Origin of the sequence: Pseudomonas sp. NPDC089408, from assembly GCF_044749445.1 — a bacterium.
Lineage (GTDB): Bacteria > Pseudomonadota > Gammaproteobacteria > Pseudomonadales > Pseudomonadaceae > Aquipseudomonas.
The window spans coordinates 207190-221229 of the sequence record NZ_JBIVHY010000003.1 but is presented as its reverse complement, the minus strand read 5'-3'; the positions used below and the strand labels follow the sequence as shown (position 1 = coordinate 221229).

The 14040-nt window shown below is 60.8% G+C and carries 16 protein-coding genes and 1 other RNA gene; 7 read left to right on the top strand and 10 right to left on the bottom strand.

Annotated features, from left to right (window positions below; translation table 11 throughout):
• Positions 1-137: 137 nt before the first annotated feature.
• Positions 138-510: RNase P RNA component class A (gene rnpB, locus ACIP02_RS06860), an RNA gene on the bottom strand.
• A 67-nt stretch (positions 511-577) separates the two neighbouring features.
• The gene (gene rsmI / locus ACIP02_RS06855; protein WP_400614514.1) at positions 578-1453 is read right to left on the bottom strand and encodes a 16S rRNA (cytidine(1402)-2'-O)-methyltransferase; all 876 of its coding nucleotides are present in this window, start codon (positions 1451-1453) and stop codon (positions 578-580) included.
• Positions 1454-1639: 186 nt separating this feature from the next.
• On the opposite strand from rsmI, the gene ACIP02_RS06850 reads away from it, so the two are divergent.
• The 5 genes from ACIP02_RS06850 to ACIP02_RS06830 all read left to right on the top strand — a co-directional run bounded on the left by ACIP02_RS06850 (position 1640) and on the right by ACIP02_RS06830 (position 5398).
• Positions 1640-3457 (top strand): penicillin-binding protein activator, encoded by a 1818-nt coding sequence (locus ACIP02_RS06850; RefSeq protein WP_400614512.1) that lies wholly within the window; start codon positions 1640-1642, stop codon positions 3455-3457.
• Positions 3457-3828 (top strand): YraN family protein, encoded by a 372-nt coding sequence (locus tag ACIP02_RS06845; RefSeq protein WP_400614510.1) that lies wholly within the window; start codon positions 3457-3459, stop codon positions 3826-3828. The genes ACIP02_RS06850 and ACIP02_RS06845 overlap by 1 nt, the downstream gene beginning before the upstream one ends.
• A gap of 86 nt (positions 3829-3914) precedes the next feature.
• The gene (locus ACIP02_RS06840) at positions 3915-4508 is read left to right on the top strand and encodes a phosphoheptose isomerase (RefSeq protein ID WP_136913061.1); all 594 of its coding nucleotides are present in this window, start codon (positions 3915-3917) and stop codon (positions 4506-4508) included.
• Positions 4505-5083: a BON domain-containing protein gene (locus tag ACIP02_RS06835; RefSeq protein ID WP_201202042.1), complete on the top strand. Its 579-nt coding sequence runs from the start codon at positions 4505-4507 to the stop codon at positions 5081-5083. The genes ACIP02_RS06840 and ACIP02_RS06835 overlap by 4 nt, the downstream gene beginning before the upstream one ends.
• A 96-nt stretch (positions 5084-5179) precedes the next feature.
• Positions 5180-5398 carry a YgdI/YgdR family lipoprotein gene (locus ACIP02_RS06830; protein ID WP_400614507.1) on the top strand — a complete coding sequence of 73 codons (219 nt, stop codon included), beginning with the start codon at positions 5180-5182 and terminating at the stop codon, positions 5396-5398.
• Positions 5399-5450: 52 nt separating this feature from the next.
• Here the strand turns inward: ACIP02_RS06830 and ACIP02_RS06825 are convergent, their stop codons facing one another.
• The 7 genes from ACIP02_RS06825 to rplM form a co-directional block, all read right to left on the bottom strand.
• Entirely contained in the window at positions 5451-5879 is a 429-nt protein-coding gene (locus ACIP02_RS06825) for a ClpXP protease specificity-enhancing factor (RefSeq protein WP_400614505.1), read from the bottom strand.
• A gap of 10 nt (positions 5880-5889) precedes the next feature.
• Complete coding sequence (locus ACIP02_RS06820; protein ID WP_400614503.1) at positions 5890-6513, bottom strand: glutathione S-transferase N-terminal domain-containing protein; 624 nt, start codon at positions 6511-6513, stop codon at positions 5890-5892.
• Positions 6514-6630: 117 nt separating this feature from the next.
• On the bottom strand, positions 6631-7410 hold the full coding sequence (locus ACIP02_RS06815) for a cytochrome c1 (protein ID WP_400614500.1): 780 nt from the start codon (positions 7408-7410) through the stop codon (positions 6631-6633).
• Positions 7410-8621 carry a cytochrome bc complex cytochrome b subunit gene (locus tag ACIP02_RS06810; protein WP_400615048.1) on the bottom strand — a complete coding sequence of 404 codons (1212 nt, stop codon included), beginning with the start codon at positions 8619-8621 and terminating at the stop codon, positions 7410-7412. Before ACIP02_RS06810 ends, ACIP02_RS06815 begins: the two co-directional genes overlap by 1 nt.
• Complete coding sequence (petA, locus tag ACIP02_RS06805) at positions 8621-9214, bottom strand: ubiquinol-cytochrome c reductase iron-sulfur subunit (RefSeq protein WP_201202028.1); 594 nt, start codon at positions 9212-9214, stop codon at positions 8621-8623. Before petA ends, ACIP02_RS06810 begins: the two co-directional genes overlap by 1 nt.
• A 262-nt stretch (positions 9215-9476) precedes the next feature.
• The gene (gene rpsI, locus ACIP02_RS06800; RefSeq protein WP_003260797.1) at positions 9477-9869 is read right to left on the bottom strand and encodes a 30S ribosomal protein S9; all 393 of its coding nucleotides are present in this window, start codon (positions 9867-9869) and stop codon (positions 9477-9479) included.
• 14 nt (positions 9870-9883) lie between these two features.
• The gene (rplM, locus tag ACIP02_RS06795; protein ID WP_003251819.1) at positions 9884-10312 is read right to left on the bottom strand and encodes a 50S ribosomal protein L13; all 429 of its coding nucleotides are present in this window, start codon (positions 10310-10312) and stop codon (positions 9884-9886) included.
• A gap of 258 nt (positions 10313-10570) precedes the next feature.
• On the opposite strand from rplM, the gene ACIP02_RS06790 reads away from it, so the two are divergent.
• A complete protein-coding gene (locus ACIP02_RS06790) occupies positions 10571-11611 on the top strand; it encodes an NADP(H)-dependent aldo-keto reductase (protein WP_400614496.1) in 1041 nt (346 codons plus the stop codon).
• 236 nt (positions 11612-11847) lie between these two features.
• Positions 11848-12768 (top strand): GlxA family transcriptional regulator, encoded by a 921-nt coding sequence (locus tag ACIP02_RS06785; RefSeq protein WP_201202078.1) that lies wholly within the window; start codon positions 11848-11850, stop codon positions 12766-12768.
• A 107-nt stretch (positions 12769-12875) separates the two neighbouring features.
• Here ACIP02_RS06785 and zapE read toward each other — a convergent pair whose 3' ends face one another.
• Entirely contained in the window at positions 12876-13970 is a 1095-nt protein-coding gene (gene zapE / locus ACIP02_RS06780; protein ID WP_400614493.1) for a cell division protein ZapE, read from the bottom strand.
• Between the last annotated feature and the right edge of the window lie 70 nt (positions 13971-14040).

Sequence of the window (14040 nt, the reverse complement as noted above, 5' to 3'; positions counted from 1 at the left end):
ACCACAGAGAAAAAAACACGAGAAAAATCAAACCCACGCAAGCGAATGGAGTTCGAAGTTAAAGTGATTTATTAAGAGTAAGATTTTTTCGGTATTACCAGTGGGGATCTGCTATCGAATCAAGCAGGAATAGAAAGGTGGAGAGTCGATCTGTAAGCCGGGTTTTGTCGAGGACAGTCATTCCTCTACGACGGCCATCACTGGACGCCTCTAGCAACCTACCCGGTTCCGACGCGGGCCACGCCTGATGGAACCCTATTTGGTCTTGCTCCGAGTGGGGTTTACCTAGCCACGAACTGTTGCCAGCCGTGCGGTGCGCTCTTACCGCACCTTTTCACCCTTACCGGCACCGAAGTGCTTAGGCGGTTATTTTCTGTGGCACTTTCCGTAGGCTCACGCCTCCCAGGCGTTACCTGGCACTCTGCCCTATGGAGCCCGGACTTTCCTCCCCCCGCTTTTGTTCTACAAGGTAGCGGAACAAAAACAGGCAGCGACTGTCCGATCGACTCTCCGCCGACAAGATTAACGGCACACGAGCCCAAGAACAAGCGCTACCGGCATTTATATCAAACTGCCACTATTCGGCTTTCTGCTTTTCCAGGGCAAGTTGATACAAAAGGTTCTTGCGCACCCCGGTAATTTCAGCAGCCAGCGCCGCCGCCCGCTTCAGTGGCAACTCGGCCAGCAGCAGGTCGAGCACCCGCTGGGCCTCGGTACTGATGGCCTGCTCGCCTTCCGGCGCAGTCCAGCCGCCCACCAGCACCACACACTCACCGCGCTGCTGGTTGCTGTCACCTGTCACAAATGCCCGCAACTCAGCCAGCGGCAGGCCCTTGAGGGTTTCGAAGGTCTTGGTCAGCTCACGCGCCAGCAACGCCGGGCGCTCGCCACCGAAAACCGCTTCCATGTCCTCAAGGCATTCAAGGATACGGTGCGGCGCCTCATAGAATATCAGTGTGCGCGGCTCTTCCTTCACCTGCTCCAGGCGCGCCCGACGCCCGGCCTGCTTGGCCGGCAGGAAACCTTCGAATATGAAGCGGTCCGACGGCAGCCCGGCCGCCGACAGCGCGGCGATCAAGGCGCAGGCGCCGGGCACAGGCACCACACTCACACCGGCTGCCCGCGCCTGTCGCACCAGGTGGTAGCCCGGGTCGGAAATCAGCGGCGTGCCGGCGTCGGAGACCAGCGCCACGTTTTCGCCGGCCAGCAGCTTGGTGAGAAAGCGCCCGCCTTCGTCACGCTCGTTGTGCTCGTGACAGGCCGCCAGTGGCGTATCGATACCAAAGTGTTGCAACAGGCGGATCGAATGGCGGGTATCTTCGGCGGCGATCAGCGCCACATTTGCCAGCACCTTCAGCGCCCGGGCGCTCATGTCGTCGAGGTTGCCGATGGGGGTTGCCACCACATACAGCGTCCCCACCGTGGATTTCGAAGCCCCTGCCACATCAGTCACTGCGCACACCTGTCATTCGGATCAAAGCCGCCATTGTAGCCCGAGCGCCTGCAACAGGGCGCAAAGAACTTCATCGTCGACCTGCGGCAAGCCACCTATAGTGAAGGATCGACACGGCAACATCGCGCCCCGGCCAGTGCTTGGGTACAATTGCCGGCCAACTTGATCGAGTAACAGGACCTTTACATGATCGCTTGCCTGCGGCTGCTCACAGCCCTCTGCCTCGCTGCCCTGCTGGCAGCCTGCGCCAGCTCGCCCTCATCCAGCCTGGGCGAACTGCCACGCACGCCGGACGCCAGCATCGAGCAACTGCTCGAAAAGGCTGCATCCAGCAAGTCTGCGGAAGACGCCGCCCTGCTGCGCCTGAGCGCGGCCGACCTGGCCTACAAGCAGAAGGACTTCCCCCGCGCCGCACGCATTCTCGAGCAGGTCCCGCTGGACACCCTCAAGCCGGCCCAGCAAGTGTTCGCCAGCACCCTCGCTGCCGAACTGGCCATGAGCCGCAACCAGCCAAAGGCCGCCCTCGCTGCCTTGGCCCACCCTAGCCTGCAGCGCGTTGCCGAGCTGCCCCAAGAGCAGCAAGCACGCACCTACAACGTGCACGCCGCTGCCCTGGAGGCCGACGGCCAGGCCCTGGCTGCTGCACAACAGCGCGTACTGCTGGCCCCATTGCTCAGCGGCCAGGCCGCCAGCGCCAACAACGACGCCACCTGGGCCCTGGTCGCCTCATTGCCGGCAGAGCAGCTGCAGCAGCCTGGCAACGACCAGACCCTGAACGGCTGGGCCAGCCTGGCCCTCGCCGTGAAAGGCGCCGGCACCCTGGAGCAGCAGCAAGCCGCCATTGAGGCCTGGGTCAAACAGCACCCGGACCACCCGGCCGCCCAACAACTGCCATTGGCGCTGACCAAGCTCAAGGAGCTGGCCAGCCAACCGCTGACAAAGATCGCCCTGCTCCTGCCTCAGGAAGGCCCGCTGGCCGGCGTTGCCCGCGCCCTGCGTGATGGCTTCATGGCCGCGCATTTCCAGGCCCAGCAAGCCGGCCAGCCGGCACCTGCCGTGCAAGTGTTCGACAGCTCGCGCATCGGTTCGCTCGACGATTTCTATCGCCAGGCCCAGGCCGCCGGCGTGCAACTGGTGATCGGCCCGCTGGAAAAACCACTGGTCAAGCAACTGGCCAGCAAACCGCAACTGCCAATTACCACCCTGGCCTTGAACTACGCCGATGCCGGCCAGGTAGCCCCACCGCAACTGTTCCAGTTCGGCCTGGCTGCCGAAGACGAAGCCCGCGAAGTCGCCCGCCGTGCCCGCGCCGACGGCATGGTCCGTGCCGTGGCGCTGGTGCCAAGCGGCGAGTGGGGTGACCGCGTGCTGGCCGCCTTCCGTCAGGACTGGGAAGGCAATGGCGGCACCGTACTCGCCGCCCAGCGCATCGCTCAGCCCGTTGCCCTGGCCCAACAGATCGCCGACCTGTTCCAGCTGCGCCAGAGCGAAGGCCGCGCCAAGAGCCTGCAAAGCACCGTAGGCGGCAGCATCGCCGCACAACCGTCGCGCCGCCAGGACATCGACTTCATCTTCCTCGCCTCCACCCCACAACAGGCGCAGCAGATCAAGCCGACGCTGAACTTCCAGTACGCCGGCGACGTACCGGTCTACGCCACCTCCAACCTGTACAGCGCCAGCGGTGACGTCAACCAGTACAACGACATGAACGGCATCCGCTTCTGCGAAACGCCGTGGCTGCTCGACACCAGCAACAGCCTGCGCCAGCAGGTGGTACAGCAGTGGCCACAAGCTGCCGGCAGCCTGGGCCGCCTGTATGCCATGGGCGTAGATGCCTACAGCCTGGCGCCACGCCTGGGCCAGCTGAAAGCACTGCCGGACAACCGCGTCCAGGGCCTTTCCGGCAGCCTTAGCATCAATGCCAACCAGCGCGTCGAACGCCAGCTGCCATGGGCCGAATTTGCCGGCGGCCAGGTCAAGCGCCTGCCTGACACTCCGCGCTGATGGCCGCAGCATCACCAACCAGCGCCGGCCAGGCCGCAGAATCCCAAGCCCTTGAGTACCTTCAAGGGCAGGGCCTGCAGCTGCTGGCGCGTAACTGGCGATGCAAAGGCGGTGAGCTTGATCTGGTCATGCTCGACGCCGATACAGTAGTATTCGTCGAAGTCCGCTACCGGCTGCACGCGGCCTTTGGTGGCGCCCTCGACAGTATCGACGGGCGCAAGCAGAAACGGCTGGTGCTTGCCGCCAGCCTGTTCCTGCAAAAGGAGCCCCATTGGGGCAACCACCCCTGCCGCTTCGACGTTGTCGCCCTGCAGGGCAGCCACCATGCAGGCAGACCGCTTCAATGGCTGAAAAACGCCTTCGAATGCTGAACCCTCTTCGTATTTTTTGCTCTATGTATCGCGGGCTGGTCGTTGTTGCGCGTTGCAAAGGCCACCGCCCCACTTAAGGTCACCAGATGGACATGCAATCCCGAATTCGCCGGCTGTTCCAGGCCAGCATCGATACCAAGCAACAGGCGATGGACATCCTGGCACCGCACATCGAGCAGGCCAGCCTGGTCATGGTCAATGCGCTACTCAACGAGGGCAAGATGCTCGCCTGTGGCAACGGCGGCTCGGCCGGCGATGCCCAGCACTTTTCCTCCGAGCTGCTCAACCGCTTCGAGCGCGAACGCCCGAGCCTGCCGGCCATTGCCCTGACCACCGACAGCTCGACCCTGACCTCGATCGCCAACGACTACAGCTACAACGAAGTGTTTTCCAAGCAGATCCGCGCCCTGGGCCAGCCCGGCGATGTTCTGCTGGCGATCTCCACCAGCGGCAACTCGGCCAACGTGATCCAGGCGATCCAGGCCGCACATGACCGCGAAATGATTGTCGTAGCAATGACGGGGCGCGACGGCGGCGGCATGGCTTCGCTGCTGCTGCCCGAAGACGTGGAAATCCGCGTACCTTCGACGGTTACCGCGCGCATCCAGGAAGTCCACCTGCTGGCGATCCACTGCCTGTGCGATCTGATCGACAGCCAACTGTTCGGGAGTGAAGAATGACCCCTATGCGCCTCGGCCTGCTGGCCCTGACCCTGTGCCTGAGCGTCACCGGCTGCAGCTCGGTACTCACCTCTGCGCGCAATTCGCCGATTGAAGACGATCGCGGCACGCGCACCATCGGCAGCAAGATCGACGACTCGCTGATCGAAACCAAGGCCGCCGTGAACATCTCCAAGGCCAACCCGGACCTGGACAAGGGTTCGCACATCGTTGTCAGCAGCTACAACGGCATCGTCCTGCTGGCCGGCCAGACCCCGCGCGCCGACCTCAAGAGCCTTGCCGAGCAGACTGCCGGCCAGGTTCAACGCGTCAAGAAGGTGCACAACGAGCTGCAGGTCATGCAGCCCTCCTCGATCCTGGCGCGCAACAACGACGCCTGGCTGACCACCAAGATCAAGACCCAGATGCTGACCGACAATGCCGTGCCCAGCTCGCGCATCAAGGTGATTACCGAGAACGGCATCGTTTACCTGCTCGGCCTGGTGACCCAGCAAGAGGCCAACTCGGCCACTGCTGTGGTGCAGGGCGTGTCGGGTGTGCAGAAGATCGTCAAACTGTTCGAGTACATCGACTGATTAATTGCCTGTGCCGGCCCTTTCGCGGGTAAACCCGCGAAAGGGCCGGCACAGGCAAAAGATGCTCCACGCTTTCAGAAACCCAGGAAACACCGCATGAAAAAGCTTCTGCTGCCCGCCTTGCTGATCAGCACCTTCGTTACCCTGGCCGGCTGCTCCACCCCAAGCCTGATCACCCTCAACGATGGCCGGGAATTCCAGGCTGTCGACGCGCCAAAGTTCGACCGTAACGCTGGCTTCTACGAGTTCCAGCAACTCGATGGCAAGCGCACCCGCATCAACAAGGACCAGGTACGCACCATCAGCGACCTGTAATCCACGGTTTGGCGGCAAAGAAAAAGGCGACCCGGTTGGGTCGCCTTTTTTGTTACTTGACCACTTTGAGGCTTGGCCGACCCGTCGGACGCGGCGGCTGGCCACCACCTTCTGGCGGGCCATCGTCATCCGGCTGCACATCATCGTCTTCTTCCAGGTCTTCGCCCTCCGGCGAATCCAGCTCAAAGACCATGCCCTGGCCGTTTTCCCGGGCATAAATACCCAGGATGGCACCCACCGGCACGAACAGCGAATGGGCAACGCCACCGAAGCGGCCTTCGAAGCTGACCGCGTCGTTGTCCATGTGCAAGCTGCGCACGGCACTTGGCGAGATATTCAGGACAATCTGGCCATCACTGGCGAAACCATCCGGCACCTGAACTTTCGGGAATTCGGCATTGACCAGCATATGGGGCGTGCAATCGTTGTCGACGATCCACTCGTACAGTGCTCGAACCAGATAGGGGCGACTGGAGTTCATCAACGGCTCCTTAAAGCTTGCGCATTTCACGTTCTACGGAGGACAGGCTCGCCTGGAAAGGCTCGCGGGCGAACTGGCGCTCCATGTAATCCAGCAGCGGCTTGGCTTGCCGCGGCAATTCGATACCCAACACCGGCAAACGCCAGAGTATTGGAAGTAGACAACAATCGACCAGGCTTTGCTCATCGCTCATGAAGCAAGCGAATTCATTGAACAACGGCGAAACGCCGGTCAGGCTTTCGCGCAGTGCCTTGCGCGCTTCGGTACGGGCAGCCTCGCTGCTGCGCGAATCGAGCACGGTATCGGCCAGGGCGCACCAGTCGCGCTGGATGCGGTGCATCAGCAAACGGCTATTGCCGCGTGCAACCGGGTAAACCGGCATCAGCGGCGGGTGCGGGTAACGCTCCTCGAGGTATTCCATCACCACGGTCGATTCATACAACGCCAGGTCACGGTCGACCAGGGTCGGCACGCTGCCGTAAGGGTTGACCTCGGCCAGCTTGGGTGGCAAACGCGCAGGGTCGACATCGATGACCTGCACACTGACGCCCTTCTCGGCCAGCACCAGGCGTACCCGATGAGAATAGTGATCAGCGGGATCGGAATAGCAGGCTAACCTGTTGGTTGCGCCCATGTAGCGGCTCCTCGCACGGGATGCTTGTGCAACTGTAAATGAAAACGCGCCCGGGGCCCCCTGGCATTACTACCAGGGCGCCCCGGGCGCGTTCAACAACCAGAAACTACTGCGTGATCAGTGCACGTCCTTCCAGTATTCACGCTTGAGCAAGTAGGCGAATACGAAGAAGAAAGCCAGGTACAGCAACACGTAGGTACCGATGCGCTGGCTTTCCAGTTTGACCGGGTTGGCCGAATAGGCCAGGAAGGTCACCAGGTTCTTGACCTTCTCGTCGAACTGCTCGGTGGTCAGGGTACCGGATTTCGGCGTGATGGTCAGCTGGTCACAGGCTTCGTGGGTAATCGGGCTACCGGTCAATGGGTCGAATTGCTTCTTGCCATCGGTCACCGTCTGCACCTGCTTGCAACCGATCACCTGGTTACCCTGCAGGCCGACCAGCACGTTAGGCATGCCGACGTTCGGGAACACTTTGTTGTTCACCCCGTAAGGCCGCGATGGGTCCTCGTAGAAGCTGCGCAGGTAGGTGTACAGCCAGTCGGTACCGCGCACCCGGGCAACCAGAGTGAGGTCGGGCGGCGCGGCGCCAAACCAGGTCTTGGCATCGCTTGGCTGCATGCCGATCTGCATGTGGTCACCGATCTTGGCGCCGGTGAACACCAGCTTCTCGAGCATCAGCTCGTGCGGGATACCAAGGTCATCGGCGACCCGCTCGTAACGCTGGAACTTGGCACTGTGGCAACCCATGCAATAGTTGGCAAAGGTACGCGCACCGTCCTGCATGGCGGCCTTGTCGGTCAGGTCGATATCGGCCTTGTCCAGTTCCAGGCCGTGTTCGGCAGCGAAGGAAAAGGCAGGCATCACTGCCAGCAAAAATACTGCAATCAACTTTTTCATCAGCCAGTCACCCTTTCCGGAACCGGTTTGGTCTTCTCGAGCCTTGTGTAGAACGGCATCAGCAGGAAGTAGGCGAAGTACAGCACCGTGCACACCTGCGACAGCAAGGTACGCCCGGGTGTCGGTGCCAGTACGCCGAGCACGCCGAGGATGACGAAGGCCACGCAGAACACCAGCAGGAAGGCCTTGCTGATCCAGCCTTTGTAACGCATGGAACGCACCGGGCTGCGGTCGAGCCAGGGCAGTACGAACAGCACGGCGATGGCCGCACCCATGGCAATCACGCCCATCAGCTTGTCAGGCACCGCACGCAAGATCGCGTAGAACGGTGTGAAGTACCATACCGGTGCGATGTGCTCAGGTGTCTTGAAGGCATTGGCCTGCTCGAAGTTCGGTTTCTCCAAGAAGTAACCGCCCATTTCCGGGAAGAAGAACACCACGGCGCAGAACACGAACAGGAACACCACCACGCCGACAATGTCTTTCACGGTGTAGTAAGGGTGGAATGGGATGCCGTCCAGCGGGATACCGTTTTCATCCTTTTTCTTCTTGATGTCGACGCCATCGGGGTTGTTCGAACCCACTTCATGCAGGGCGAGGATATGCAGCACCACCAGGCCAAGGATCACGATAGGCAGGGCCACCACGTGCAACGCAAAGAAGCGGTTCAGGGTGATGCCCGAGATCAGGTAGTCACCGCGGATCCATTGCGTGAGGTCGTCACCGATCACCGGGATGGCACCGAACAGCGAGATGATCACCTGGGCACCCCAGTACGACATCTGGCCCCACGGCAGCAGGTAACCCATGAAGGCCTCGGCCATCAACGCCAGGTAGATCAGCATGCCGAACAGCCAGACCAGCTCGCGTGGCTTCTGGTAGGAGCCGTAGAGCAGGCCACGGAACATGTGCAGGTAGACCACGATGAAGAACGCAGACGCGCCGGTAGCGTGCAGATAGCGCAGGATCCAGCCGTATTCCACGTCACGCATGATGTACTCGACCGAGGCGAAGGCCTCTTCCGCCGAGGGCGTGAAGCTCATGGTCAGCCATACTCCAGTGACGATCTGGTTGACCAGTACCAGCAATGCCAGGGAGCCGAAGAAGTACAGGAAGTTGAAGTTCTTGGGCGCGTAATACTTGCTCAGGTGGTCTTCCCACATCTTGGTAGCGGGGAAGCGAGCATCAATCCAGTCCATGAACTTGCTCATCATGCGTTCTCCTGGTCGACGCCGATGACGACAATCTCGTCCGACTCGTATGAGTGCGGTGGCACAGGCAGGTTAAGGGGCGCCGGCTGCGACTTGTAGACACGGCCAGCGAGGTCGTAGTGGGAGCCATGGCACGGGCAGAAATAGCCGCCCACCCACTTCGGCCCCAGGTCGGCGGGTGCGACTTCCGGGCGGAAGGTGGGCGAACAACCCAGGTGCGTGCACAGGCCGACGAGGATGAGCACTTCCGGCTTGATCGAACGCACCTCAGGGTCGACGTAGGTCGGCTGCACTGAAGCCTTCGACTCTGGATCAGAGAGTTCGCCGGTAATTTTTTTGAGGTTGCCAAGGATTTCCGGCGTTCGCCGCACGATGAATACAGGTTGGCCACGCCACTCTGCAACCATCTGCTGCCCAGGCTCGACCTTGGCGATATTGACCTTCACCGGTGCACCTGCGGCTTTCGCCTTGGCACTGGGAAACCATGACCCCACGAACGGTACCGCAGCCCCCACTGCTCCCGCTGCCCCGACCACGGATGTCGCGGCTACGAGGAAGCGGCGCCGGCCTGCGTTGACGCCGTCATTGCTCATTCAGTCCTCTCCCATCAGCTTGCTTGGCCTGTTGAACCAGGCTTGTACTTAGGTTGTGTCAGTGGCACTAAAAATTGGCCGTCATGGTAAGAAACAAATCCACACACTGACAAGGGATTACCCTGGCAAGGGGCAACAACCCGCGCTTTGCTTGATCTGCGTCTATTCGACAAGCGGCTACTGACATGCTGACAGGTTAGTTCAAGCCAAAAAAAAAGCCCGGTTCCAAGGAACCGGGCTTTTTTCGACTGCCGAAGCGGTATTAACGCTTGGAGTACTGAGGACGCTTACGCGCTTTACGCAGACCCACTTTCTTACGCTCGACTTCACGAGCGTCGCGGGTGACGTAGCCAGCACGACGCAGGGCGCCACGCAGGGTTTCGTCGTATTCCATCAGTGCGCGGGTGATACCGTGACGGATCGCACCGGCCTGACCGCTGACACCACCACCGGAAACGGTGACGTAGATGTCGAACTTCTCAACGGTTTCGGTCAGCTCGAGTGGCTGGCGAACAACCATGCGAGCGGTTTCGCGACCGAAGAACACGTCCAGAGAACGGTTGTTGATGGAAATGTTACCAGTACCCGGACGCAGGAATACGCGAGCGGTTGCGGTCTTGCGACGGCCAGTGCCGTAATTTTGAGTCGCCGACATAATGAACTATCCCGTTAGATCTTCAGTTCTTGAGGCTGCTGAGCAGTGTGTGGGTGAGCAGCACCCGCGTACACTTTCAGCTTGCGGTACATGTCGCGACCCAGCGGGTTCTTAGGCAGCATGCCTTTGACCGCGGTTTCGATAACACGCTCAGGGGCCTTGGCGATCAACTTCTCGAAGTTGATTTCCTTGATACCGCCCGGGAAGCCGGAGTGGGAGTAGTACATTTTGTCGGAAGACTTGGCACCAGTCACACGAACCTGCTCGGCGTTGATAACGACGATGTAGTCGCCGGTGTCAACGTGAGGGGTGTATTCTGGTTTGTGTTTGCCACGCAGACGGGTAGCGATTTCGGTAGCCAGACGACCCAGGGTCTGGCCAGCGGCGTCGACTACGAACCACTCGCGCTTTACTGTTTCCGGTTTAGCAGTAAAAGTTTTCATTCTCTAAAGCCTCAGAGGCCGCCCAGCGAAAAATAGACGGCGAATCTTACTGGATAGTGCACATCTTGCCAAGGGCAAGCGCGCAGCCGAACACAGACGCTTTTGGGGGCTCGGGTCGGGCACGCCAATGTTCGACGGGGTTCTTCCTGCGTGATGGTGCATCACTTCCGCCACGCGGAGAGGGGCTGAATTATCCAGATTGCGCGAAAAATTTCAACCTGCTTTGATGAGCTTCTATTGCCAAGGAGTGTTTACCCGATGGAATACCGCCAGCTCGGCCGAACCGACCTCAATGTCAGCGCCCTGTGCCTGGGCACCATGACCTGGGGCGAGCAGAACGTCCAGGCCGAGGCCTTTGCACAGATTGCCCGGGCCAAGGCCGCCGGGATCAACTTCATCGACACCGCCGAGATGTACCCGGTGCCGCCGCGCCCGGAAACCTACGCCGCCACCGAACGCATCATCGGCAACTGGTTCCGCGAGCAAGGTGACCGCGATGACTGGGTACTGGCCAGCAAGGTCGCCGGCCCCGGCAACGGCATCAGCCACATCCGCGACGGCCAGCTCAAGCACAACCGCCAGCACATCGTCGCGGCGCTGGACGAAAGCCTCAAGCGCCTGCAGACCGACCGTATCGACCTGTACCAGTTGCACTGGCCAGAGCGCAGCACCAACTTCTTCGGCAAGCTGGGCTACCAGCACCTGCCGCAGGACCACTTTACCCCGCTGGAAGAAACCCTCGAAGTGCTCGACGAGCAGGTGCGCGCGGGCAAGATCCGCCACATCGGCCTGTCCAACGAAACGCCGTGGGGCACCATGAAGTTCCTGCAACTGGCCGAAAGCCGTGGCTGGCCGCGGGCGGTGTCAATCCAGAACCCGTACAACCTGCTAAACCGCAGCTTCGAGGTGGGCCTGGCGGAAGTGGCCATCCGCGAACAGTGCGGTTTGCTGGCCTATTCGCCGTTGGCATTCGGCATGCTTTCAGGCAAGTACGAGAACGGTGCACGGCCAGAGAATGCGCGCCTGACCCTGTTCAGCCGCTTTGCCCGCTACGCCAACCCGCAAACGGTGGCGGCTTGCAGCCGTTATGTGCAGTTGGCCCGCGATCACGGCCTGGACCCGGCACAGATGGCTTTGGCGTTCGTCACGCGGCAGCCGTTCGTGACCAGCAACATCATTGGTGCGACCAGCCTGGAGCAGCTGGACAGTAACCTGGCCAGCCTTGAGCTGAACCTGAGCGACGAGCTGCTGGCGGCGATCGAGGTGATTCACCAGGAGCAGCCGAACCCGGCGCCTTGATCAAAGCTACAAGCTACAAGCTTCAAGCCACAAGACAGAGCAGCCCGAGCACTGGCCGCTCTTTTCTTGCAGCTTGACGCTTGAAGCTTGCAGCTCGACCAAAAAAATAAGACGATCCAGCCGGTGATTGACCACTCTACCCTATAAGAACAATGACAATGATGTTTACCCAACCCTCCGCGTCGCTGCGGCGCGTCAGCATCCTGGCCATTGACAAGGTGTTCGCTTCTACCTTGATGCAGGCCAAGGACTTTTTTCACCTCGCCAGCCTGCGCTACAGCAAGCAGCTGGGCCTGGGCTTGCAGCCCATGTTCGAGATCCGCCTGGTGAGCCCCGATGGCCAGCCCGTGGACAGCTTCAGCAATGTGCAGCTGCCGGTCGACGGCGGCCTGGACGACGCTGATGTGATCATCCTGCCGGCCTACTGGGACGACTTCGACAACCTGTTGCAACGTTACCCACAGGTGCTGCCGTGGCTGCGTGACCAGCATGCCCGTGGCGCCGTGCTGTGCGCCGAGGCCAGTGGCGTGTTCTGGCTGGCCGAGTCCGGCCTGCTCGACGGCAAGGAGGCGACCACTTACTGGCGCTTCTTCAGCAGCTTTGCCGAACGGTTCCCGAATATCCGCCTGAACCAGGACAAGCACCTGACCGATGCCGACAATATCTATTGTGCTGGCGGCGCCACGTCGGCCTGCGACCTGTACATCTACCTGATCGAGCGCTTCTGCGGCGCCAACGTGGCCAGGGCGGTGTCGCGCGACATCCTCTACGAAGTGCAGCGCAACTACACCCCGGGGCGCATGGGTTTTGGCGGGCAGAAGCTGCACCAGGACCTGATCATCCTGCAGATCCAGCACTGGCTGGAAGAGCACTTCGCCGACAAGTTCCGCTTTGAAGATGTGGCGCGCAACCACGGCATGAGCATTCGCAACTTCATGCGCCGCTTCCAGGGCGCGACGGGTGACAAACCGCTGCACTACCTGCAACGGCTACGCATCGAGACGGCCAAGGGGTTGTTGTCGAGCACGCGCAAGAGCATCAAGACCATCAGTTATGAGGTCGGTTACGACGATGCCAGTTTCTTTGCGCGGTTGTTCCGCCAGCATACCGAGCTATCGCCGAACCAGTACCGGCAGCAGTTCATGCAAGAGGCTTGAGGGCCTCCTGCAGCTGCAAGCCTCTAGCTGCAAGCCACAAGAAAAAGCCAGAGCAGTACGCGATCTGCTCTGGCATTTTTCTTGTGGCTTGAAGCTTGCAGCTGCCGTTAAGGCTTGTGCGCCCGCGACAGGAACTCGTGCGACTGCATCTCCAGCAACCGGCTCAGGGTACGCTGGAACTCGAAGGCCAGGCGCCCACCGGTATACAGGTCCTTCAGCTCCACCTCGGCCGAGATGATCAGCTTGACGTTGCGGTCGTAGAACTCGTCGACCATGTTGATGAAGCGGCGGGCGATGTCGTCGGTGGTGACGCTCATCTGCTCCACATTGCTCAGCAGCACAGCATGGAAGATCTTGCCCAGCTCGATGTAGTCGTTCTGGCTGCGCGGCCCGTCGCACAGGGCGCGGAAGTCGAACCAGGCGACGTCGTCGCACGTACGCAGGGCAGTGATCGGGCGGTTCTCGATCATCAGCACGTCGTTTTCGACCGCCTGGGTGCACTCAGGGGTCAGCGCCTTGAAGCTGGCACGCATGCTCTGGTGCGCCGCGTCATTGAGCGGGTAATGGAACAGTTCGGCCTGCTCCAGGTGACGCAGGCGGTAGTCGACCCCGCTGTCAACGTTCACCACGTCGGTGTACTGCTTGATCATGGCGATGGCCGGCAGGAAGCGCGCACGCTGCAGGCCGTCCTTGTACAGGCCGTCCGGGACGATGTTGGAGGTGGCCACCAGCGATACGCCGTTCTTGAACAGCTCTTCCATCAGGGTGCCGAGGATCATCGCGTCGGTAATGTCCGAAACGAAGAATTCGTCAAAGCAGATCACCTTGGCTTCTTCGCTGAAACGCTTGGCGATGATGGTCAGCGGGTTCTTCTCGCCTTTGAGGGTGCGCATTTCCTCATGCACACGCTTCATGAAGCGGTGGAAGTGCGTGCGCATCTTCTGCTTGAACGGCAGCGCCTCGTAGAAGGTGTCGACCAGGTAAGTCTTGCCTCGCCCTACTCCACCCCAGAAATACAGCCCCTTGACCGGGGTCTGCTCCTTCTTGCCGAACAACTTGCCGAACACGCCCGGCTTGTTGTTCTGCGCCTGCACCAGGTCGTCGTAGAGGCGCTGCAGGTGACGCACCGCAGTTTCCTGCGCCGCGTCATGGAAGAAGTCGGGACGTTTCAGATCTGCTTGATATCGTTCTAGGGGCGTCATGATTTCGTTAGCGAGGCAACAAAAAACGGGCCGTCACTGTAGCGACAGGCCCGCCTTATGGCAATCAGAC

What these genes read in the sequence shown, in the direction of transcription:
- ACIP02_RS06850 (WP_400614512.1), top strand. Translation starts at nt 1,640, where the DNA reads ATGATCGCTTGCCTGCGGCTGCTCACAGCCCTCTGCCTCGCTGCCCTG.
- ACIP02_RS06845 (WP_400614510.1), top strand. Translation starts at nt 3,457, where the DNA reads ATGGCCGCAGCATCACCAACCAGCGCCGGCCAGGCCGCAGAATCCCAA.
- ACIP02_RS06840 (WP_136913061.1), top strand. Translation starts at nt 3,915, where the DNA reads ATGGACATGCAATCCCGAATTCGCCGGCTGTTCCAGGCCAGCATCGAT.
- ACIP02_RS06835 (WP_201202042.1), top strand. Translation starts at nt 4,505, where the DNA reads ATGACCCCTATGCGCCTCGGCCTGCTGGCCCTGACCCTGTGCCTGAGC.
- ACIP02_RS06830 (WP_400614507.1), top strand. Translation starts at nt 5,180, where the DNA reads ATGAAAAAGCTTCTGCTGCCCGCCTTGCTGATCAGCACCTTCGTTACC.
- ACIP02_RS06825 (WP_400614505.1), bottom strand. Translation starts at nt 5,879, where the DNA reads ATGAACTCCAGTCGCCCCTATCTGGTTCGAGCACTGTACGAGTGGATC.
- ACIP02_RS06820 (WP_400614503.1), bottom strand. Translation starts at nt 6,513, where the DNA reads ATGGGCGCAACCAACAGGTTAGCCTGCTATTCCGATCCCGCTGATCAC.
- ACIP02_RS06815 (WP_400614500.1), bottom strand. Translation starts at nt 7,410, where the DNA reads ATGAAAAAGTTGATTGCAGTATTTTTGCTGGCAGTGATGCCTGCCTTT.
- ACIP02_RS06810 (WP_400615048.1), bottom strand. Translation starts at nt 8,621, where the DNA reads ATGAGCAAGTTCATGGACTGGATTGATGCTCGCTTCCCCGCTACCAAG.
- petA (WP_201202028.1), bottom strand. Translation starts at nt 9,214, where the DNA reads ATGAGCAATGACGGCGTCAACGCAGGCCGGCGCCGCTTCCTCGTAGCC.
- rpsI (WP_003260797.1), bottom strand. Translation starts at nt 9,869, where the DNA reads ATGTCGGCGACTCAAAATTACGGCACTGGCCGTCGCAAGACCGCAACC.
- rplM (WP_003251819.1), bottom strand. Translation starts at nt 10,312, where the DNA reads ATGAAAACTTTTACTGCTAAACCGGAAACAGTAAAGCGCGAGTGGTTC.
- ACIP02_RS06790 (WP_400614496.1), top strand. Translation starts at nt 10,571, where the DNA reads ATGGAATACCGCCAGCTCGGCCGAACCGACCTCAATGTCAGCGCCCTG.
- ACIP02_RS06785 (WP_201202078.1), top strand. Translation starts at nt 11,848, where the DNA reads ATGCAGGCCAAGGACTTTTTTCACCTCGCCAGCCTGCGCTACAGCAAG.
- zapE (WP_400614493.1), bottom strand. Translation starts at nt 13,970, where the DNA reads ATGACGCCCCTAGAACGATATCAAGCAGATCTGAAACGTCCCGACTTC.